The sequence below is a fragment of the uncultured Gemmiger sp. genome (assembly GCA_944388105.1).
Lineage (GTDB): Bacteria > Bacillota > Clostridia > Oscillospirales > Ruminococcaceae > Gemmiger.
This window is the reverse complement of record CALXHN010000002.1, coordinates 35,862-57,196: the sequence shown is the minus strand read 5'-3', so window position 1 is coordinate 57,196 and position 21,335 is coordinate 35,862. Positions and strand designations below refer to the sequence as shown.

At 64.7% G+C, this 21,335-nt stretch carries 17 protein-coding genes and 1 pseudogene; all 18 read right to left on the bottom strand.

Annotated elements, in window-relative coordinates; all coding sequences use genetic code 11:
• Window positions 1-5 precede the first annotated feature (5 nt).
• Window positions 6-2,873, bottom strand: a complete 2,868-nt coding sequence (locus Q0K17_RS00545; protein WP_294538517.1) for a baseplate J/gp47 family protein — start codon at window positions 2,871-2,873, stop codon at window positions 6-8.
• 20 nt (window positions 2,874-2,893) lie between these two features.
• Window positions 2,894-3,310 (bottom strand): GPW/gp25 family protein, encoded by a 417-nt coding sequence (locus Q0K17_RS00540; RefSeq protein WP_294538515.1) that lies wholly within the window; start codon window positions 3,308-3,310, stop codon window positions 2,894-2,896.
• A gap of 40 nt (window positions 3,311-3,350) precedes the next feature.
• The gene (locus Q0K17_RS00535; protein ID WP_294538512.1) at window positions 3,351-4,139 is read right to left on the bottom strand and encodes a phage baseplate assembly protein V; all 789 of its coding nucleotides are present in this window, start codon (window positions 4,137-4,139) and stop codon (window positions 3,351-3,353) included.
• Window positions 4,136-5,236, bottom strand: coding sequence for a contractile injection system protein, VgrG/Pvc8 family (locus Q0K17_RS00530; protein WP_294538510.1), 1,101 nt, complete (start codon window positions 5,234-5,236; stop codon window positions 4,136-4,138). Before Q0K17_RS00530 ends, Q0K17_RS00535 begins: the two co-directional genes overlap by 4 nt.
• 21 nt (window positions 5,237-5,257) lie before the next feature.
• Entirely contained in the window at window positions 5,258-6,073 is an 816-nt protein-coding gene (locus Q0K17_RS00525; RefSeq protein WP_294538508.1) for a hypothetical protein, read from the bottom strand.
• 3 nt (window positions 6,074-6,076) lie between these two features.
• Window positions 6,077-8,872, bottom strand: coding sequence for a hypothetical protein (locus tag Q0K17_RS00520; protein WP_294538505.1), 2,796 nt, complete (start codon window positions 8,870-8,872; stop codon window positions 6,077-6,079).
• Window positions 8,873-8,901: 29 nt separating this feature from the next.
• Window positions 8,902-9,408 (bottom strand): phage tail protein, encoded by a 507-nt coding sequence (locus tag Q0K17_RS00515; RefSeq protein WP_294538502.1) that lies wholly within the window; start codon window positions 9,406-9,408, stop codon window positions 8,902-8,904.
• A gap of 3 nt (window positions 9,409-9,411) precedes the next feature.
• A pseudogene (locus Q0K17_RS11255) lies at window positions 9,412-9,576 on the bottom strand (DUF6760 family protein); the annotation flags it as partial.
• 11 nt (window positions 9,577-9,587) lie between these two features.
• Window positions 9,588-9,959: a phage tail assembly protein gene (locus tag Q0K17_RS00510; RefSeq protein ID WP_294538501.1), complete on the bottom strand. Its 372-nt coding sequence runs from the start codon at window positions 9,957-9,959 to the stop codon at window positions 9,588-9,590.
• A 76-nt stretch (window positions 9,960-10,035) separates the two neighbouring features.
• Window positions 10,036-10,485, bottom strand: a complete 450-nt coding sequence (locus Q0K17_RS00505; protein ID WP_294538498.1) for a phage tail protein — start codon at window positions 10,483-10,485, stop codon at window positions 10,036-10,038.
• 39 nt (window positions 10,486-10,524) lie between these two features.
• The gene (locus Q0K17_RS00500) at window positions 10,525-12,240 is read right to left on the bottom strand and encodes a phage tail sheath family protein (RefSeq protein WP_294538495.1); all 1,716 of its coding nucleotides are present in this window, start codon (window positions 12,238-12,240) and stop codon (window positions 10,525-10,527) included.
• 71 nt (window positions 12,241-12,311) lie between these two features.
• The gene (locus Q0K17_RS00495) at window positions 12,312-12,707 is read right to left on the bottom strand and encodes a DUF4280 domain-containing protein (RefSeq protein ID WP_294538493.1); all 396 of its coding nucleotides are present in this window, start codon (window positions 12,705-12,707) and stop codon (window positions 12,312-12,314) included.
• On the bottom strand, window positions 12,692-13,396 hold the full coding sequence (locus tag Q0K17_RS00490) for a hypothetical protein (RefSeq protein ID WP_294538491.1): 705 nt from the start codon (window positions 13,394-13,396) through the stop codon (window positions 12,692-12,694). Before Q0K17_RS00490 ends, Q0K17_RS00495 begins: the two co-directional genes overlap by 16 nt.
• 44 nt (window positions 13,397-13,440) lie before the next feature.
• Window positions 13,441-14,019, bottom strand: a complete 579-nt coding sequence (locus Q0K17_RS00485; RefSeq protein WP_294538488.1) for a DUF4255 domain-containing protein — start codon at window positions 14,017-14,019, stop codon at window positions 13,441-13,443.
• A 7-nt stretch (window positions 14,020-14,026) separates the two neighbouring features.
• Window positions 14,027-15,856, bottom strand: a complete 1,830-nt coding sequence (locus Q0K17_RS00480) for a hypothetical protein (RefSeq protein WP_294538486.1) — start codon at window positions 15,854-15,856, stop codon at window positions 14,027-14,029.
• A gap of 28 nt (window positions 15,857-15,884) precedes the next feature.
• Window positions 15,885-18,554, bottom strand: a complete 2,670-nt coding sequence (locus tag Q0K17_RS00475) for a methyl-accepting chemotaxis protein (protein WP_294538483.1) — start codon at window positions 18,552-18,554, stop codon at window positions 15,885-15,887.
• A gap of 21 nt (window positions 18,555-18,575) precedes the next feature.
• On the bottom strand, window positions 18,576-19,469 hold the full coding sequence (locus Q0K17_RS00470; protein ID WP_294538481.1) for a hypothetical protein: 894 nt from the start codon (window positions 19,467-19,469) through the stop codon (window positions 18,576-18,578).
• 40 nt (window positions 19,470-19,509) lie between these two features.
• The gene (locus Q0K17_RS00465) at window positions 19,510-21,318 is read right to left on the bottom strand and encodes a hypothetical protein (protein WP_294538479.1); all 1,809 of its coding nucleotides are present in this window, start codon (window positions 21,316-21,318) and stop codon (window positions 19,510-19,512) included.
• Between the last annotated feature and the right edge of the window lie 17 nt (window positions 21,319-21,335).

Sequence of the window (21,335 nt, the reverse complement as noted above, 5' to 3'; positions counted from 1 at the left end):
CGCCTTCAGCTCAGGTCCACGTACACCGTATGGGTACCGTTGATGGCCATGACAAAGGGATCATTCATGCGGGTCAGGAAATCATCGTCCACCGCATATTCCCGGCCGCCGGCCCTGGCCACCATGGCCATGCGCTCCACACGCAGGGCGCTGTCCCGCATTTTCAGGCAGGCCAGCAGCTGCTGGGGCGTGGGCAGGGAGCCGATCTTCCAGCCCCGGCCGTCAAATCCGCCTTCCAGCGGGTCCAGGAACCGGCGGATGGTCTGTTCGGTACGGCGCTGTATCTCGTACACCTTTTCCATATCGGAGCAGCGCAGCCAGATGCGCACCGAAAACCGCACAAACCGGGGCTGGCAGAGCACCAGGGTCTTGCCCAGGGGCACCATGCCGCCCGCGTCGGTCAGGGCCTGACGCACAGCATCCTTGACGGCGGAAAAGATGTGGCTTCCTTTTTCGTATTCGTCGATGAGCAGGGCCACCGTGATGGTGTCGGCGGCGGGGCGGCCCTGGCGGTCGATGCCGCTGCAGCATTTGATCTGCCGCACGCCGCAGCCCAGCTGGGCGATGATATCAAAGTAATCCCGCTCGCTGACAGCCCTGCCCCGGGTGCGCAGCAGGTTGGAGACCAGTCCGGCGGCCACCTGTTCATCCCCCGCGTCGGTACCGCCGTACGCTGCCATGGGGTTGCTCACATGGCTGATATACCGGATGGGCTCCGCCATGGTATGGATGGCCCCCGCCGGCACATTGCCCTGGGTGCCCTGGTAGCTCTGGTATTCCACCCGCACGGCGGGAGCGCCTTCGGGCGGGGCGTAGACCGAGAAAGTATGCCGGTCAAAGAGCACCGCACCGGCGGCGGTGTCCAGTTCATAGAACCGCCCCCGCTGGGCGGCGTAGGTGCGGCGCTGCCACAGGACCCAGTGATCCCGGCCGGGGTCTTCCGGCTGTTCCTCATTCACATAGACCCGGGCCATGAGGATGTGATTTTCCCCCAGTTTGAACCGCACCGCCGCCCGGGGATCGTCCACAAAGAAGGTCTCGGTGCGGGTGCTGCGGTTTTCCACCCGGGCCATGTTCAGGGTGATGCCGCGCACCACCGGCAGGCCGGAGCGCCGGGTGAGGTCCCCCCCGCACACCATCCGCAGCCAGTAGCGGTCCTTGCCGTACAGCACGGCGCGGGCGGCATCGGCCGGGATCAGGGCCAGCAGGGAGCCGGAGTACAGCAGGCCTCCGGTACCGTCCTGGGCCTGCACCGGCACGAAACCCGTGGGGGAAAGATATTCCACCCCGTAGTTCAGGGGCAGGTCCTCATGGTTTTCCACCTCAAAGTAGAGGCTCAGCGGGCTGCCCTGGGGACAGGCGTCAAACCCCAGATACAGGCAGGCGCCCCGCCGTTCGCTGCAGGTAAAAAGAGGGGTGCCCCGGCCCTGACGCCACAGGGGCAGCAGGTCCTGCTCCGCGAAGTTGTTGCGGGTTTGCACCGCGCAGGGTTCCAGGGGCGCGGATGCATAGCTGTAGGAGAAACACAGGCCGGTGATGACCGGTACATGCTGCCGGCATGGCAGCTGGTACAGACCGTCCGCCCGCAGCAGGCGCAGGCGCAGGCGGTATCCTTCCGGAAGCTGGTCGGCGGGAAGCAGGTCCCCGGGACAGCGGAAGGAAAGCGCCAGATGGCCCCGGGCTGACCCGTTGAAGAGCAGGGCCGCGTGTTCATCCGGCATCAGCCGTTTCCAGCCGCGGGTACTCAGGTATTCGATCAGGACGTAGTCCGGCTGCACATCCCGCATTTCCGGGCGGGGGGTCTGGGTGACCTTGCGCATGATCACCTTGTAATCCACCTCGACCTCCACCTCGGGCAGGGTCTGTTCCACCGTCTCGAAGTCCAGGTCGAATTCCATGGTCACATCGGCGCCGGGACGTTCCAGCGCTGCCGGACACTCGATGCCGCATTCGGTATACAGTTCCAGCGGTGACCCGAAGGGATAGAACCGGCCGGGAGACTGGGTGATATCCGCGCTGCGGACCTCCTGGGGGACCAGCCCGGTGCGGGAAAAGACCAGGGCCGCGCCGCACACGCTCAGTTCCATGGCATGGCGTGCCCGGGCGCACAGCCGCCAGCGCGGGGCGGTCTCGGGCGGTGTACAGGCGGGCCAGCTTTCCTCCAGACGGAACCACAGGATGTCCTCCTGTACCCGGGGACGGGGCAGGGGCAGCTCGGTTCCCCCTTGTCCGGACAGGGTGAAGAATACGTCCTCCTCCCCCAGCCGCTGGGCGGCCGCCGGGGCATCCTGCGGGTCCGGGGTACGGATCTGCAGGCCCAGCTCCCCTGCCTCCAGGGTACTGAGTCCCCGGTCAAATTCCAGTGTCAGCAGATGGTGGGCTTCACTTTCCGGTTCCGGGTCAAAGGCGGTGAAGACACAGTGTTCGGCGTCATCCCCGTCCAGCACCGTGACAATGTGATCCTGTTCCCGCCGTGCCGCCACGATGGCCGTCAGGCGGGCGGGCGTTGCGGTGATGCCCTCCGTGGTTTCAAATACCAGGGAGGGACTGCCCTGGGCGTCCTCCGCCAGAAGTGCGGTGCCCCGGGGCACATAGACAGGCTGTTCCACCCCGGCCACCGGGTCGAACCGCACATAGCTGCGGGCCGAGAGGGCCGGGTCCGGCCGCAGGCGGTCAAACAGGTTCAGGTAATGCACCTTATGCATGCGCAGCACATCGGCGAAGCGTTTTTCGCTGTCGGCCAGCATATCTTCCAGCAGCAGCGCCGCCGCCGAGCCCGGGTCCGGGTCCTGCGGGTCGAAGCGCCATTCGGGCACGTAGGCGCCGGCCAGCTGCTGCAGCCTGCGGCGCAGTGCCTGGTTCTCCTGTTTCATACGCGCTTCCTCCCTTGCGGTCACAGTTCGTCCCCCACGCCCTCATACAGATAATAGGGGAACACCAGATTGTTGGGGTTGTTGGTGGAACGCACGGTGTAGCCGATGGTGAAGGTGAGCACGCCGCGGCCCAGGTCGTGCATGTCCACATCCACCGCAATATCCATGATCCGCGGTTCCCACAGAGTCAGGGCCTCCACCACCTCCGCCTTGATGCGGGTCAGGGCCGATAGGTCGGGCAGTTCGAACACATAGTTATGCAGGTTGCAGCCGAAATCCGGGCGCATGGCGCGCTCCCCGCAGCGGGTGGTCAGGATGATGAGCACCGACTGGCGGATGTTTTCCTCCTCGCTGCTGGTGGCCAGACGGCCGGTCGCCGCGTCCACCCGGGGGGGAAATGCCCATCCCGTACCCAGAAAATCCCGTGTGCCTGCCATGTTCGGCTCCTTCCTCCGGTCCCGGCGGGGCCGGTTTTTCTCAGTTGATCTTGACCATGCCGCCGGAAATTTCGGTCATGGCGCCGCCCTTGACCTGGACGGTCTGTTTGCCTTCGGCCTTGAGCATCCCGCCGGACAGCTGCATCATCTGGTTGGCCGACACGTTGGCCTGCTGGGTGGCTTTGGCCGTCAGGCGGTCACATTCCAGCTTGAGTTCCCCGCCCCGGCCGTCCAGGGTGACGGTGCATTTGCCGGTCTTGAGAACGATTTTGGCATCGGCGTTGAGCTGGGCTTCCCCGGATTTGCAATCCAGACGCAGCAGGTTTTTTCCGTTTTTGTCCGAAAGGGTGATGCACTGCTTTTCATCGTCCAGACAGGCGGTCAGCCCTTTGGGCGTGGTGACGGTGCAGCTTTCCTTGCCCTGCTCGTCCCGCAGCACGACCTCGTGTCCGCCCTTGGTGCGCAGGGCCTTGACATTGTTCTTCTTGTCAAAACAGCGGCCGGGATACTGGGCTCCCGCCGGATACAGCACCCCCAGAACAAAGGGGCGGCGCATCTCGGCACCCATAAATCCCACCAGGACCACGTCCCCGATCTCGGGCACGGCGTAGGCGCCGTAGGCTTTTCCGGCATACGGGTGCAGCAGGGGCATCCATTCGCAGATGTTGCTGCCGCTTTTCCAGGAAAGGAACTCCACCTTGACCATGCCGGGGTTGTTTTTGTCTGCGTTGTCGGTCACCTTGCCCTGCACAAACTGAGGCGGACGGCGCAGGGTCGGGTCCCGGGCGAATTCCCCGCCGGGTTCCAGAAGTTGGGTAATCTCACTCATAGGCTGCTGATCCTCGCATCAAAGGTGGTGGTAAAGCCGTTCTTGGAATAGACATGCCGCACATCGGTGATATAAAAGCCGGTGTCGGCTTCGGGGACAAGCCCCTTGATGTTGATCCAGCGGCCCGGTACCAGCTCCGGCAGACCGATGCACCGGCAGCTGAGGACCCCGAACTGCTGCTGGATGCCGCCCATCAGGACCTTGGCCCGGTCTGCGGCATCCCGGGCACTGGCTGTGCGGGGATCAAAGTAGGTGCGCTCGGTGCCGGAGAGCATCCGGTTGGGGCCTGCGCCCTTGCCGAAGCTGCCCTGGGCCGTGGCGCTGCCGGATACCGGTTCGTCGCTGGTGGGGTCCACCCCCACCACCGTCACCTTTTTGACCAGCGGCGCGCCCCGCAGAGAGAAGCTGGCCCGGGAGATGCCCTGCCGGGGTTCCAGGGTCATGATGGGCGTGGAGGCGGCAGGCGGGCGGCGGAAGTAGGCCTTGCCCGCAAAGATGAAAAACTCACATCCGGTGTACTGGGCCTGCCGCACCAGAAAGTCGTAATCGCTTTCCATATTGAAGGGCAGCGGCTCCCGTTCGGCTTCCTGCAGCTGGACGGTCCGCCCGCTCAGATAGGTGCTGACAGGCTGGGTCCCCAACAGGGCATTGACCACGGGCGCGATCTTTTTTTCGCTGCGGATCTCCAGGCGCTGCATCTTCATGAGCAGGCATTTGGCGTCCATACATTCGATATGGATGTAGGGGGCGTCGTCCTCCTCGAACTCATACCGGACCTCGGCAATGAGGCCGCTGAACACCGTTTCGGTACGGATGTACCCCAGCTGCAGTTCCACCCGCGCGCCCAACTGCAGCACCTTCACCGCGCCTTTGGCGGAAAAGGAGGTCTGCTCATAGTCGTATTCCCCCATCACATCAAAGGAGACCCCCGATGCGGCATACCCGCAGGTAAGATCGGCGGTGACCCGGGACAGGCGGGTCTTGAGGCTTTCGGTGATATCGGTGCCATCCACCAGGATCCGCACGGTGGGGGCGCGGAAATCCTGATACTTGCTCTTGAGCTGCTGGTAACTGGTGCCGGCTGTCATCAGGTCCATGGGGCGCCCCCTTTCCGGGTGTTATTTGATGGACGGTACCTTGAGCACCACCGCCCGTTCCAGCCGGCGGGGGTTGAGGATGCCGTTGGCTTCGGCAATGACCTTCCACTGGCCGGGATCATCGTATTCCTGGCCGGCGATCATCCAGAGCTGGTCTCCCTGGGCCAGGGTCCGTTCCTTGGTACGGTTGGGGGATTCATTGGGCTGCTGGGTGCTCTGCTGGATCACCGCCCGTTCCTCCCCCACAATGACCAGCTGGACCCGGGCCTGCACCGGCGTGCCGCCCGGTGCGAACATGGTATACTGCGCGGTGGCATTTTCCACCACCCCGATGAAATCCAGGGTACCCCACAGGAAATTCACCTTGGGGGGCTGGTGGCACTGGCGCACGAATTTCACCAGCTGCATGATCTCGGCACAGGCAGCGGCCGGGTTCTCCTTGGAGCCGGCTGTGGCGGATTCCCGCAGGAGCGGCACCAGGCCTTCGGCACCTCTGGCCGAGCTCTTTGCCTCCGACGTGCCCAGGGCCGGCAGTTCGGTCACTGTATCAAAGTACAGGGGCACGATGAGGCGGGCCGGCTCTCCCGCCGGGACCTGGCCCTGGTCCGGGCTGCCGTTGTTGCCCAGGCTCTGCCGGCGGGACAGATGCGCATGCCGCTCAATGGTATATTCCGAAGGGTTGAACTGCACCGTCACCGTCTTTTTTTCGGTGGTGGTGCGGGCGTTGGACCCGGCTATGATTTCCAGGCGTGCCTTTTCCAGTTTGGCGGGGGTCAGGGTGTTGGACCCTTTGGTGTTGTTGTTGGCCGCAGGTTTGGCGGCGTCCGGTGTCAGCATGGGTCACATCCCCCTTCTCATCTTTTCACTGCGCAGGCGTTCTTCGATCTGCCGGTAGACCTTGTCGGCGATCCGCTCCACCTCGGCGGGGCCCAGGGTCCGGGATACCGGAGCGGAGAGGGTCTCTCCCGGAAGGCGGATCGTGGCATCGGTCGTGGGCTGCTGTATGGTCTCCCGGTGTACCGTCCGGGTGCGGTGCACCGTCCGGATGCCGTCGGATTGCCATTCTGCACTGCCCGTCGGGGCCGTGCCTTGGGCAGGGACCGGGGTGCGGCGCAATTCCATGGGCGCCGGACTGCCCGCCGGTATGGCGGGCGGCATGCCGATTCCTGCTTTCCCCTGCGGCAGGGGCATCAAAGGTGCCTTGTCTGCCGGGGTCTGGCCGGCCGGGATCACCGGGGAGGCGGCGGCCAGCGGCGCCATCGGCACCGCCGGAGGGGTGAGGCCCGCCGTTGTACGGACCAGGGCTGGTCCGGCGGCTGCCCCTGCGGGCAGCCCATATCCGGCTTCCGGCCGGGTGACAGTACCGTTCCCGGAAAGGACCGATGCCATCCCCCCGCGGGGGATCATGGGCGTGCGCACAAAATCCGGCAGGGTGCGCAGCGGGGCGGCATCCCACCGGGCGGCGGGCCGGTTATTCTCTTCCGTCGTGGAAACGGTACTGCCTTCTTCCGCCTTCCGCCCACCGGGGGAAGGGGCGCGGGACATTCCTCGGAAAGCAGCCGGCGCAGAGACGGCCGGCACCCGCTCCGGCATCGGAAAGGACATTGCCGCCGGAGTGCGGACATCCGGTGCCTTCCCCGCGGCGGATTCCCGGGCACCGGCCGCTTTTTCCTCCGCCGGAGAGAGGCGGTGGAGCAGCGGTGTGGCTGTCATGGCGGGAACGGAAGCGGTGCGGGCAGGCAGGTCGGTTTCCGGGGCCGCCACCTTTTCCGGGCGGATGGACCGGTCCGGGGTCCGGGCCTCTGCCGTCCAGGTGCGGGCGGACTCCTCAGTTTTAAGGGTTCTGGGGGCTTCCGTTTTCCGGAGACTGTCGGGGGTCTTTCCCCCTCCCTCCCGGAGCCCGGATGCAGGCGCCGCCAGAGGTTCCGGGGCCCGGATCCGCCGGGTTTCAGCGGTCTGTTCCGGCGGCATTTGCTGCCGGGGCAGTACCCGCTGTGCGGCAGGGATACCGGCCGGGGATGCCGGCGTGGGCGCCCGCAAAGGCGTCCGGCCGGTCTCTCCTGCGGAAAAACCCACCGACGGATTTCCGGGAACCGGCAACGAAGCGGCCGGCACAGCGAAAGGCCGGGGAGAAATCTTCTGCCCGGGCCGTTGTTCCCATACCGTGGGCGTCGGTGCGGCGTGCACCAGCGATGCCGCCTCCGCCGGAGGCGCCGCGGAACGGGCCGGCTGCACCGGGACCGACAGGCTTTCTTTTTCCTGCCGGGGTGCGGCAAGTCCGTCCCGCCGGTCACTGTGCCAGGGTTCCGCCTGTGACGCAGAGGGTGCGGCCGGGGAAAGGGCCGGTGCGGCATGGACCAGCGGCGCGGTGCGGATGGCAACCCCTTCCCGGGGTTCCGGGCTTTCCGACAAAGCCTGGTCTTGCGCCGCTGCCGACGGCTGCTGCCGGAGGGTCGGAAGCGATCGGCTTTCGGGTTTGGGCATTGGCACCGGACTGTCCGTCCGGGCTGCGGAAGCGGAAACGGCGTGCGCTGTTTCCGGGGTCTGGCGGGGTCCGTCCGCCCGCACGGGGGCCGGCGGCCGGGTAGCTGCGGGCGCGTCCTGCCGGGTTGACGCCCGTTCCGTCACGTCTGTGCGCAGGATGCGTCGGGCCGGTTCCGGCCGCTGCAGACGTGCGGGACGGGGATCGGGCAGGGGCGCCTTCCAGGCGTCCCGCTCATCAGGTTCTGTATGTCCCAGAGGGACACGGGGGGAAGCCGCGGCGGCGGATGCGGGAGACGGGGCTTTTTCCCCGGGAGCCGGGGCGGAGGGGGCCGCCTTCGGCGCGGAAGCCCTGCCGTGGGAATCGGCGGACAGGGGCTGCCGGCGGCTTTCCTGCGCTGCGTTGTTTTCCGGTGTCGGCGGTTCCTGCCGGGGCAGTACCCGCTGTACCGGCATCATGGGAGATACCGCCGCCTTGGGCTCCCCGGGGGGAAGGACACCCGCCGGGGCAGACTCCGCCGCCGGGACCGGCAGCGGACCGCCCTGCGGGGCGGAGGAAGTACGGATTTCCGTCACCGCCGTGCCGGATACCGGCATGCGGCCAGGGTGGGGAAAAACCGTTTCCGCCGGGACAGGCGTCCGACCCGATGCCGGGGCCGTCCCCTGCTTTTCCGGTGTTTCCGGCTGGGGCAGCAGCGGCCAGGGGGCTTTTGCCGCCAGACGGGCGTTCTCTACCACAGACCGGACATCGGCGGGCCGTGCGGCCCGGTCCGGTCCGCGGGAGCGGCCCCCTTGGCGGCGGGGGGCGGTGCGGAGGGCGGCTTTCAGCCGGCCGCTCTCCTCCCGCAGGACGGTGACCTGCTGTTCCAGCATCTGCATGCGCCGGGATTCGGTCCGGCTTTCCTGTTCCACAGCCGAAGCCAGCTGCAGGGCCAGGAACCGCAGATCCAGCTGCAGGTTGATCAGATAGTTTTTGCGGATGGCCTGTGTGACCTGGTGCAGGTTTTCCACATAGGTCTCATACCGGGCAGGCTGTGCCGCCGCGGCGGGGGCCAGGTGTTCCATGGGAGCGGGTGCCCCCACCGAACCGGCAAAGGTGGTATAGCGGGCAAGGATCTCCCTGCTCAGAACAGGGTCCAGCACAGGCCGCAGCATATCCCCACCTCCATTTCAATCCTGCCGGGTCACACATCCCCCGCCCTGACCGAGGCCAGGGACCGTCCGGCCAGATTTTTGCTGACGGGACAGGTTTCCAGGGTTTCGTAGGTCAGTTCGAACCGCTCGATGACCACCTGGCTGTTCAGGGCATCCAGTTCCCCCAGGCTCCAGCGCTTGATGACCGCACCGTGCACCTGATAAATGTTGCTGACAGCGCCGCCGCGTCCGCCCACCATGATCAGGATATCGGGCAGGATGCGCCGGCCCACGGCGGAACGCGGGCTGAGCAGGTCGGTCACCTGACCGCTGTTGCCCAGTCCCCGTTCCAGCACAAGGGTCCGCTCGGCGGAGGCGGGACGGCACAGGGAGTACACGCGGTCGTTGACGCCGCCTTCCTGAAACGCCTGGGTCTCGATGGATTCCTCGATGTTGGTCACTTTGGAAAAACCCATGCGGATATTGCTGACAAAAACCTGAAACTGATAGCCCGAAACCGGTTCCGGCCGTTTGTTCGGTGTGTTGGCATTCCCCATGGTTTATACCTCAAAGATGTTTTTGGGCGTCTGGTTCAGTTCCTTGTGGATGGCGGAGATCTCCGCACAGAACCGGCGCCGGGTCTGATGGTCCAGCGTCATAACCGTCTTGTAATCCCAGTGGTAGTAGTAGGCCAGGAAGGAGACCTCCTTGTACAGTTCCTGCTCGGGATAGAGGGTTACTCCGCTGAAGTAAAATTTACCTGATGCTCAAAGGTATGGCCGCACTCCGGGCAGACACAAGTCTCCACGATGGGCTCCACGGCGTTGATGCGCTGGTACATGCTCTGCAAGAACGCCAGGTCGGAGGAGTAGAGCCGCTCGATGACGCGGGGATCGATCTTGGGAACGGTGCCCAGACTGGTGATGACCCGGGAAAGCAGGATGATGGTCAGGTAACCGGGATTCTGCACCACCCGGGGGTCCCGCAAAGGCAGGATCTCGTCCGCCGCCGTGGCCAGACGCATGACCCCGTGCTTGTGCAGGGTGCCGGCCGCATCGATGTACCCTTTGGGCAGATCGAACTCAAATTCGGTGGCAAAATCTTCCATGGTATCTTCCTTTCAGTCCCGCACCCGCGCGGCACCGGGGCCGCGCGGGGATCCGGGACGCAGTGGCGCAGGCCGGTTACTGGTCTCTGCGCATTTCCTCAAAGGCCAGTTCCACGCTCTCGAAGGCGATCTCGCTGGAGGAGGCGTTGAAGTCGGGGGCGGTGTACTTGCAGGGCCAGGCATTGACCAGGGTCCAGCTGGCGATGTCGTTGTGGGCGTCGTCCTGCAGGTAGATGGTGATGTCCTGGACACGGTCCTCGGCGGCGGCCTTGGAACCGTCGGAGATGCCCGCCACCCATTCATAGAAGGACAGGTTTTCGGTCATGCCCCATTTCAGGGTGACGTTGCCATACTTGGTCAGGCCGGGCATCTTGCGGGGGGAGTTGATGGGATCGGTGCCTTCGCGGTATTCGATGACGTCCACGCTGGCATCAAAGCCGCTGACCTCCGAGAAGGCCGCCACGTCGATGCTGTCGATCTCCACGCGGTAGTTGTATTTCTTAAAGGGATAGGTATTGACTGCCATGGTTATGTTCCATCCTTTCGTTCAGCTTGCCCGGGGGCGTCACTCTTTCATGTTCTGGGTGATGCGGAAGATGACGAATTCGGCAGGACGGCTGGGCGCGGCACCGATCACGCAGATCAGGCGGCCGTTGGCGATATCCTGCTCGGTCATGGTGTCGCGGCCGATGTTGACGAAGAAGGCCTCGTCCTCGGTGGCACCGACCAGCGCGCCGGAGCGGTACATATCCCGCAGGAAGGAAACGATGGTGCGCTGCACGCGCAGCCACAGGACCTCGTCATTGGGCTCGAACACCGCCCAGCTGGTCTGGGTGCGGATGGTCTCTTCCAGATAGATGAACAGACGGCGGACGTTGACATACTTCCACAGGCTGTTGCTGGAGCAGGTGCGGGCGCCCCACACCCGGATGCCCTGGCCGGGCAGCGCACGGATCAGGTTGACGCCGGCGGGATTGAGCAGGTCCTGCTCGCCCTTGTTGTACATGCAGGACAGGCCGATGCAGTTGTTGACCACCTCATTGGCGGGCGCCTTGTGCACGCCGCGGGTGTTGTCGCTGCGGGCATAGATTCCGCACACGGCCCCCGAAGGCGGAATGTAGGCAGGACGCTTGGCCGCCATATCGTACACTTCCAGCCAGGGATGGTACATGGCTGCGTAGTCGGAATCCACGATCTCCCGGTGGGTCAGCAGATCCTGGGGTTTGGTCAGTTCCAGAGGCATGTCCAGCACGGCAAACCGGCTGGCCAGGTTCTGGCAGTGGGCCACCAGCGCCAGCTGCACGGCCGGACTGGTGATGCCGGGGATGGCCATGATGCTCACGTTGCTGACTTCCTCAAAGGCGGCCAGACCGGTGCGCTTGCCGGGGGCGTCGCCGCCGCCGATGTAGATGGCATCTTCCATCTTCCGGCAGTCGCCGTCGGTGCCGCCGGACAGGGTGAAGACCGCCTTTTCCCCGGCTGCGTCGCCGGTGAGGGCCAGCATGGGCGGGCAGACATCCTCCACCGGGGTGACCTTGACCGAGACCAGGGCCGACCGGGCCAGCTTGTTTTCGATGTAGCTGGCATCCTGGGGATTCAGGGAAACGTTCTCATAGGTTTCGGCCACGTCTTCGCAGCTGATCTCGATGTTCACTTCGCAGCTGGCCAGGATACGGCGGGGCACCAGACCGGCGTCCACGATGTCCTGCTCGAACTCGTTTTCAAAGGAGACTTCGTTGCCCTGGACGCGGGCCACCCGGTTGTGACCGGCCAGACGGCCGCTCTCATACAGGGCCACCACATCGCCCACGCTGAAGACGGAGGCATTCTTGAGGGTGTAGGTCTTGGCGGCGGCCGCATCCTCGGTCACGGCCACGGCCTGGGTCTTGCCCTTGGAGGCCGCGGTGACGGTGACCCGGATGCCGTTGCCCCACTTGCCGGGGTTCTTGGCGGTGAGCACCACGCAGCTCATCACCGCACTGGCGGCCTTGGCGTCGGCGGGGGCCACGCGCATGACATAGCAGCGGGCGCCGCCATTGGCAAAGAACTGCTCCACCGCGTAGGGCAGGAAACGGTTGCCGCCATGGGTGTTTTCGGACAAATAGCCGCCGAACTTGCGTTTGTAGTCGGCAAAGCTGGTGAGGAATTCCGGCGTGCCGACCACGGGGCCGCGCTCCGCCATGCCCACGAAACCGGCGGTGCTGGTGCTGACGCCTTCCATGGCGCGCATGCCGGATTCAAATTCTTCCACGTACACTCCGGGGGATAAATACTCAGCCATAATCTGTCTGGGTCCGGCCGGTCATGCGCCGGACCACTCCTCCTTTTCGATTTGTTTTTTTGTTGCGTGGGTCAGTTGCCTACGGTCGTTTTTATCTGCCCGGGGGATACGATCTGGATCACTCCCCCGTAAGCGCACATCAGTTTGCAGGTACTGTTCAGTGCCGGCATGCCGCCCAGCAGCACGGTGGTGCTGCCCGGTACCCAGGGTCCGGTGATGACCGGCACGCAGGGCATGGGCGTGAGCACGCCCATGGCGGCGGAAGTGGCCGAGGCCACCGTGGGATTGGCCATTGAGCTGCACATGCCAAAGGGCACGATGTTGGTCATGGGTTTCATATCCATGATGTTGGCTGCGGGCGGACCGCCGCACAGGACCTTGTTCTGCGGGGTGACCACCAGCGCGGACGGCGCCATGCCGAAGCTGCACATCAGCTGGGCACCGGCGCAGACTAGATTTCCTGCCATCGCATCGCCTCCTCATCATACCAGCGGACAACGGGGTCCCTGTCCGCCCATCCCGGCGGGATGGGAACACTGCAGCGTCCGTCGGGCTGGGCCGGAGCGCAGGCCGTCAGATAGACGGGCGCCCCTTCCTTCCAGCGCTTCCGGGCAGGATGATCCACCCGGTATCCGCCGTCCGGCCGGCGGGCCGTCAGGGTAAACAGCTCCGCTTTGGAGCCGCTGCCCACGCAGATACGCCGCCAAACCAGATTGGCCGCCATGTACCCGCGCAGGCTGATGGCCTCTCCGTTGCCGGAAAAAGCTTTCAGCGCCAGGGGCGGGTCCTCCCGGAACAGGAGCGCGGCCAGCCTTCCCGGCGGGCCCTTGGCCTCAAACCAGTCACAGTCGGCAAACCCGCTGTGGGGCCGGCGGTACATCTGGACCAGGCGCAGAGGCATGTCCGGGGGCAGCTGGTCCGACCGGACGGACAACGTCCTGGCAAAATAGCGGGTGCTTTCGATCCGCACTTCCCAGCCGTCGGCCGGTTCCGGTCCGGGGGCGGACTCTGCGGTGAACACAAAGAATCCTTCCGGCTTGCGGATGGGACGGACGGGCCGGCCGTTGACAAAGAACCGCTGCCCGCCGTCCGCTATGGTCGCACCGCTGAAATCGTCTTTCAGCAGCAACGCGAAACGCAGGGAAATATGAATCAAAACACATCACCTTCTTTCGGCGGACGCCTTGCGGCGCGCCGCCCTCACAGAGGACGTTTGCCCCGTATCTCCACCTCACGCACACGGGCGAAGGATTCCTCCCGGCGGGAGGAGAGCATCAGCGGCGACACGGAAAAGTAGATTCCCAGCTGATAGGGGGTGGACAATGCCGCCCAGATCTTGGTTTTTTCCTCAAAGGTCAGGGTCAGCAGGGAGATGGCGGCGGCCTCCTCCGGTTCCGGGGAATAGGGATGGAGTTCGTTCACATCCACGGCGGGGTAGTCCGACAGCACCTGCAGCGCCCTGCCCAGGATGCGCTGTTCCGCCTCGGCACCGGTGGCCATCTGCGCCTTGCTGTTGAGGAACAGCATGTAATGCAGCGTCAGCGGACGGGGCGGACGGCGGCGGATGTTGTCCGCCCCGCGCTGCAGGGCCCCGGCCCGGTATTCGCCCAGTTCCCGCAGATCGTACAGGTACAGCCCCAGCTGAAAGTCCCCGTTTTTGTCGGTGGGGGCCGCCAGCCGGATGGACTCCGGGGCACTGACCGGGGAGGGGCACATCTGCGCCCGCAGCAGCCGGAGCAGGCCGGCGCTCACATCGGCCACAACGGAAAAATCTGCCATGGACGCATCACCCCTTTCGGATGGAATAATACATGGGCGCAGTGCCGGCGGTGTCGGTATCCAGCACGGTGCCGGTGTCGTAGGGATAGCAGTATTCGTATACCAGACCATCCTTTTCCAGCCCGTAGCGCTGGATCTGGTTGGCATAACTCACGCCGCTGACCTCCACAAACAGCTTGTTCTGCTGGTCCAGCTGGAAGGTCACATTGGAAAATGCCGTGGCCTCGTCCCGGCGCAGGCGCTCAATGGCCACGCAATCCTGGATGGCCGGAGGCCGGTCCTCCTCATACACGTCCGCGGAAAGAGTTTCCAGCGGGATGTTGTCCGCACATACCGTGACCTCGCTGACAAAGACCTTGGTCTTGTCCAGGTCGGCCTCCGCCTGCCAGATGTTGCTGTCGATCTCAAAATACAGGGTCAGGTTTTTCTGGATGAAATCCGGGGCCGCAGCGGCCGACGGCACAGGCGACGGGGTGGGCGACGGGATGGGGGTCGGATTGGGTGTCGGGCTGGGGGTCGGCGCGGTGACCGAAGCCGCGGTACCGCCGGAAGCGGTGCTCCCGGACGGGGCCATCGCGGCGGGGACCGGCGTGGCCGGCACCGCCGTGGGAGCCGGGGTGGCCGGTGCCGGGGTGGCGGAAGTCCCGCCGGAAGAGGATTCCCCGCCGGAATTCACCCACCCCACCGTGCGGATGCCGGTTCCGCCCTGGGCGTGTACCGCCCGCACCGTGGCGCCGGTTGTCTGCACCGAGGCGGGCATGTAATACAGCGGGGCACTCTGGTCCGCCGCGGCGTTGGCGTTTTCCCACACATCCACCCGGACCCGGCAGTCCACTGTAATGACCACGCCGGCTTCCTGGTAGAGGAACACGCTTTCGGTGTCGTTGTAGTAGATGCAGGGGGTCTCGGTGAAGGCCGCTTCCAGGTCGGCCAGTGTGGCCCCCACCAGGGCGCTGTAATTGATCTTGCCGGCGTACACCGAGCCGGTGTAGAGGGCACGTCCCTGGGTACTGTACAGGGTGCCTTCGCCCTGGGGTTCCCCGCGGAAGAACTGGCCGGTGTAGGCAATGATGCCGTTTTCGTAATATTCCGTGCCGGAACCGTGGTAGAGGTCCTCCGCGAACTCGCCCTCATAGAGCAGGGTCCCGGATTCCCCGTACGCTTTGCCGGCGCCGTCCCGCAGGCCGCCCTTGAAGCTGCCTGCATACAGGACCGTGCGGCCGTCCTCCGCGTACAGGACCCCTTCCCCGCTGTACTGGTTTTTCTCAAACCCGCCCTCGTACATGGGATTGCCGGAGGGCCAGTAGCGCACCCCCTGGCCGCTGTACTGGTTGTTTTCAAAGCCGCCCTCATACACCAGGCGGCCCTTGCGGTCCCGCAGGGTGCCGTTGCCGGTGCATACGCCGGCCACCACATCCCCCACATACACCACGGTGCCGTCCGCTGCCCGGATGTTGGCCACGCCCGTGTAGTCGGCCAGGGCCATATCGTCAAAATCAAAGGTCACCGTGGTCATGACCTGTTCCGGCTGGGAGGGTTTGGGTGTCACCTTTGGGGCAAACATGGAAAAGTACAGGAACACCGCCGCACACAGCACCAGGATCAGGGTCAGGAACAGCTTTTTGTAGACCCAGTACCGCCCCACACTGAAATAATCCTGGGGCGACTGGGGTTTGAGGGTGACCAGGGCCTTGACCTTTTTGGTAAGAGGCGGGATGAGCTTGGCCGTCAGGATGTTGACGTTGAACATCCGCTGGATCCGCACGACCAGCATGCGGAAGGGGTTGGTGACGGCCGTCACCACACGCTTGAAAATACTTGCCAGCAGCTTGAACAAAGGCTCACCCCCTTCCGGTCAGAATGTGTCACAGCCGCTTTTCGCAGCGGAAAATGTAGGTGCGGGAAACGTTGTCATACTGGTTCTCCCGCAGAACCACCGCAAACATGTTCTTGGCGTCGTACCAGCGGCCTTCCCGGTACAGTTCCATCGCCTTGTCGAAGGTCTCCCGGGTCTCGTTGATCAGGCGGATCTCTTCCGGCGTACAGCTGTCATAGAAGTCATACAGACCGAAGCGGGTTTCATCCGCGCCTTCGGGACAGCCGATGAACCGATGGAAGTAGTGGCTCTCGTCCATGCCTTCCAGGGCGGCCCGGGTGACCACCAGACGGCTGGAGAACTGCCGGAGCTCTCCGGCCTGCGCGGCCAGGGCGTCCATCTCCCCGCTGATCATGGCGGGCACCAGACGCTTTTCGTCCCCGCAGATGCCGTAATACACCTCGGCCCGGTGGACCAGGAAGAAGGCTTCCATCCGGCTCTGCACCGGTGCTGCCGCATTGACGCTGTCCAGGCGGGACAACGCCGCCAGGGCGATGTCCACCGCGCTGTCCCCGCCGGAGGGGCAGATCACCTGCAGTCGGCGCAGGTTGACGCTGTCGGTGAGAAGGACGGCGCCGTACTCCTCGCACAGCTCATCCACAATGGCAAAGAACCGGTCGGTGCGCTCCTTGACCTCGTCCTGGGCCAGACGGGCGCTCAGGGTCATGTCCACGCTCAGGATGTGGTAGGAAGCGTGCTTGCCGCTGGCCAGGTCCAGATCGCCCAGGTTCTCCTTGCCCAGCAGCTGGAACACCTTCTGGGGAATGAACCGGAAATAGGTGGCGCTGGTCTGGCGCAGGTTGTAGATCTGGACGTCGATATCGCCGGCCATCTTGTTGAAGACCCGCACGATACCGGAAAATTCCTCCGAATCGTCATCTTCCAGGCGCACGTTGCGGTTGCCCTGGGCAAACTGTTCCAGGCCGCTGCGGATCTTGCTCAGCGGACTGAGCACCCGGCGGAACACCAGGGCCAGCACGGCGCTGACCGCTGCCAGGAACACCGCCCCCACCAGGCAGAAGCCCAGCAGGTATGCCCGGGTGTACTGCCGGACGTTGTCCATCTGGATGCCGGTTTCCAGCAGATAGACGGTGCTGCCCGACATGCCGCCCACCGGCGTGACGCAGACCAGCCGCTCCCCGTTTTTGTCCCGCAGGACGCCGGTCTGGGCTGCGCCCGTGTAGGCGGCCTTGAGATACAGGGAATCCGCTTCCGCGTTCATGTTGACGGTGAAGGGATAGAAGCAGGGGGCATCCCGGTCCACGCCGGTGTACAGCATGCCCCGCTCATAGTAGGCGGTGCGGGTGTAGACCGAACGGGTGTTCATCTGGTTGAGCAGATACCCGTAATCGTCGCCGGTATAATCGTAGGGATACTCGATGCCGTCAAAGCTCTCGGTGCCGAAGAGGGCCATAAGCATGTTGCCTTCATCCACCACCTGCTTTTCAAAGCTCTGGCGGATGGCGTTGGCGTAGGTCCGGTAGGCAAAGGCACCGAACAGCACCACCGACAGCGCCAGGAGCGGCACGGCGGCCACCATGAGTCTGGCGGCCAGGGTCCGGCGGCTGCGCAGGGCGTTCAGCCCCGCCGGCAGGAGCACCGCCCCTGCGGCGAACACCAGCAGCCAGATCACCGTCCACAGCAGGGTATTGCCCAGCAGGATGGGAATGCCGGGACGCACCGTGGAGATGACTTCCACCTGCCCGTCCACCGACAGGATCAGCTCATACCGGTTTTCCGTCTCATTTTTCACCACGCCCACGAAATTCTGCTCGTTTTCTATGGACGCCTGCACCAGATCCGCCGGCGCATAGCTGGCAGAACCGGCAAAGGGTTCGGTGCCGGATTTGAGCACGGTGGTCTGCCGGGTGGTCAGGTCGATGGAAAGCAGATCGCCGCTTTCCTGCTCGCCCAGATACATGGTGCCGGTGTCGATGGGCGAAGCGTAAATGGGATACATGACCTCTTCCAGCACGCGGGCGGGATAGATCTCGGTGGTGCCCTGCCCTTCCTTGGCCAGGAACAGCTTGCCGGAACCGGAGATATAGGCGGTGTCGCTGCCCATGGCCCAGGCACGCCAGATGCCCTCGTCAGGGTCGATGGTGTAGCCCCGGTTGAGTTTGGCGGTCAGGTCTCCGCCCTGGGTGAGGGCGGCGGGTTCGTACACTTCCCGCACCAGGCTGCTGCCGTCGGCGGTGGTGCCCATGATGCTGACCGAACTGGTGACGGACAGCCAGCGCCAGCGCACGTTGGTGGCGCCGGGATCCAGGGTATGGGACGAAATTTTGGGAAAGAGCAGCCGTCCCGGCCGGTATACCTGCAGCTGCTGGGAAACCGGACTGCCGGACAGCGGATCACTGAGTTCCAGCAGCAGATAGACATTGCCCAGGGTATCGGCCGCCATATCCTGAAGGGATACCCGCTTGCCGCCGATCTTTTCCGGGACCGTAAACCGCTGGGAAACCGTCGAGTCCGGTTCCACACGCTCCACGATCAGGCCGTTCTCCCCGTAGCGGGCCAGCAGCGCGCCGCCTTCCGTGTACTGTACGGCGGCCAGATTGGAATAGCTGTGGGATGCCAGCACAATGTTCTGCACCACACTCAGGCACAGCGCCAGCACAAACACCGCAATGAGGATGCCTCTGCCTTCCTTTTTCACCTCTCGTCCCCCCTTTCCCTTTTACTCATTTTCGTCCATCAGGGACACTTCCCCGATGGTCTGCATGCCCCCGTACGCCGTATTTTCTTTGGCGGCGCTTTGGGCGGACATCCGCAGGGTGATCTGGTACACCGCATAAACCAGGGTGAGGCAAACCAGGGCCGTCAGGAAGATGGCCATGGAATGGCGCCGCACAAAGGCCCAGAATGCCAGGACCCGGTCCCACAGACGGCGCAGCCCCCGGTGGGGCGGTTCCGGGTTGTCGGGCATAGCCCGCACCGCCGCCAGGATGGCCCCCACCGTGGTAAAGCCGCCGGCCTGCATCTTTTTGTAAAAGGCCACCAGCTCCCGGGGATAGCGGGAAAGCTGCCCTTCCGCTTCCGGTTCATAGGCCGCGCTGAGCAGGGCAAACACCTTTTCGGCGGCGGCCCGACAGAAGGCGGCCATGTCCCGGCCGGGGCGGTAATCCGCCAGATCGAAGAAATAGTTGAAATAGACTTCCCCGGTTTCGCTCAGGTTCACACAGCGGTTGTGGAGCAGAAGCAGGGCCAGGGACGGGGGAAGCTGGGTCTCGGCGCAGGCGGCCAGGAGCCGCTCCGCCATGGCGCGGCGGTGGGGAAAATCCACACCGTAGATGGATTCCCGGCTGGTGAGCAGGCTTTCGGGCCGGTAACGGAACACCAGGTGCAGCGCTTCTCCCTGGGAGGCACTGCCCAGGAACTCTCCGTTTTGTCCGAAAGCATCCCCCGCCACCAGGGAGGCCATTGCCCGACGCACCACCGGGGCCGTGACCGACACCACCGTGTACAGCACGCCGGACGCACGGCGACGGTCCTCGCAGACCTGGATGCGTTCCACTTCATTGGCCAGCACCAGACGGACCGGTTCCAGGTCCATGTTCAGCACCGCGATCATCCGACGTTCTTCCCCCTTTCCCGGGATTCAGCCCGGAAGTTCAGGTCTCGGGCTGTTCTTTCTTTTTCTGGCTGACGATGGCGAAGGCGTAGGCGCATACCGTTGGGTCGCTGACCGCTTCCACGCGAATCTCGTACACGCCTTCCCGCGCCGGCGCGGTGTAGGTGCCGTTGTTGTCGATGCTGCCGCCTTCCGGGTCACGGATGGAGAAGTTGCAGGCCTCGCTGGGCATGTTGATGAACACCGGCGAGATATGCGCCGTGGCCTTGGGCTGCAGAACGATGGTATCCGGGTTGACCAGCAGCATGGGCTCGCCCGCCCGGTGCTGCTGGAACTGCTTGTCCAGCTCCCCGGCGCGGAAGGCAAACCAGCGGATGCGCAGGCTGATCAGGCCGGTGTCCTCCAGCAGGCGGAGCCCCACCACAAAGGTGCCCCGCTCCGGCAGGACCTTGACGGCGGTGCTGAGCTGGTAGACCCGCTCGGCGGCACTCTGGCGGTGTTCCCCCGCGAAGATGGAGGTGTCACCGAACAGCAGTTCACCGGTGGTGCCGCCGTGGCCGTCGGCCGTGATGTATTCCACCCCGATCTGCACGCAGACCGGGCCGGGTCCCAGCCCGTGCATGATCTCGTCCGAGAACAGGGGCTGCCGTGTGGAGCCGCCCATCCCCAGCGGGAAATCAAACACGCCGCAGGAAGTGCTGCGGGCCGGTTCCGGGCGATCGGCGGCCACACCGGGGCGCGGAGGCGCAACGCCGGGATCGGCGCTGACCGCGGGGGCCATGGACTGGGGCGGATAGTATTCCGACAGACGCCGCAGCATCATGAGCTGCTGGGCGTTGTAGCAGTACTGCCCGTAAGGGACCGGTTCCACCCGGTCGATGATGACCGCGTTGCCCTGGCGGATCAGCCGCACACGGGCCAGCCAGAGCCGCTCGTCGTAGCTTTCTTCCAGCTCGGTGTCCATGGAGCGCTGGTAGTACTCCGCCAGGTACCGGTTTTCGATATCGCTGTCCACCGGCTTGAGGGCGATCTCCATGTTCTGGTTGAGCACGAAGGTTTCGTCATTGCGGCGGATGGCAAAGTCGCTCAGGGTCAGGGCCGCGCTGTTGCCGCCCCACAGGTATTCTTCCGGTGTGAGGACGGTGTAGACGGTGTATTCCTCCCCCTGGGCCAGACGCAGGTTGTTGCAGGCGACTTCGGCACCCGCGCCCTCCGGACCCGTAAAGCCCGGTGCGTCCAGCCGGTAGGCGAAGGAATATTCCCCCGTGCCGGCGCCGGTGCGGCGGATGGTGGTGGCTATCCGCACCAGGCTTTCCCGCGCCACATACAGCGGGGTGTCCTGCACCACTTCCACCTCCTGATCGGAGTAGATCACCGTGGTGCCCACAAATCCGGACAGCGGGGTGGAAATGGCGGGGGCCAGGTTTTCATCCAGCAGCATCAGGCTGTACTGTTCCCGCACCCGGTTGTAGCGCGTCTCCCCGCTGGGGTCCATGACGGCGTACATCTCCTCGGCGGGCTGTTCATCGTACCGGATCCCCAGCAGCGCACAGGAGGTGGCCAGCTGGGCGAACCCTTCGATGGTGGAAAGTTTGACCACCCGGGTGGCCGGGACCACGATCTCCCGCCCGGAGGCGTCGTAGGCACAGCCGGCCTGGATCACCAGGGACAGGTCGTCGGCCCGGATGACCCCCAGACCGGCCACAATGCCGTTGGCCCCCGTCAGGCGGTTGCCCAGACGGCGCTTGTCGTTGTAGTAGCGCTGCTCCTCCTCAAAATCCCGGGCGGTAAGCAGCTTGCCGTAATAGTAGTTGTTGCGCTGGAACGGAAAATATTTGCGATTCAGCATCGGTCCGCCTGCTTTCT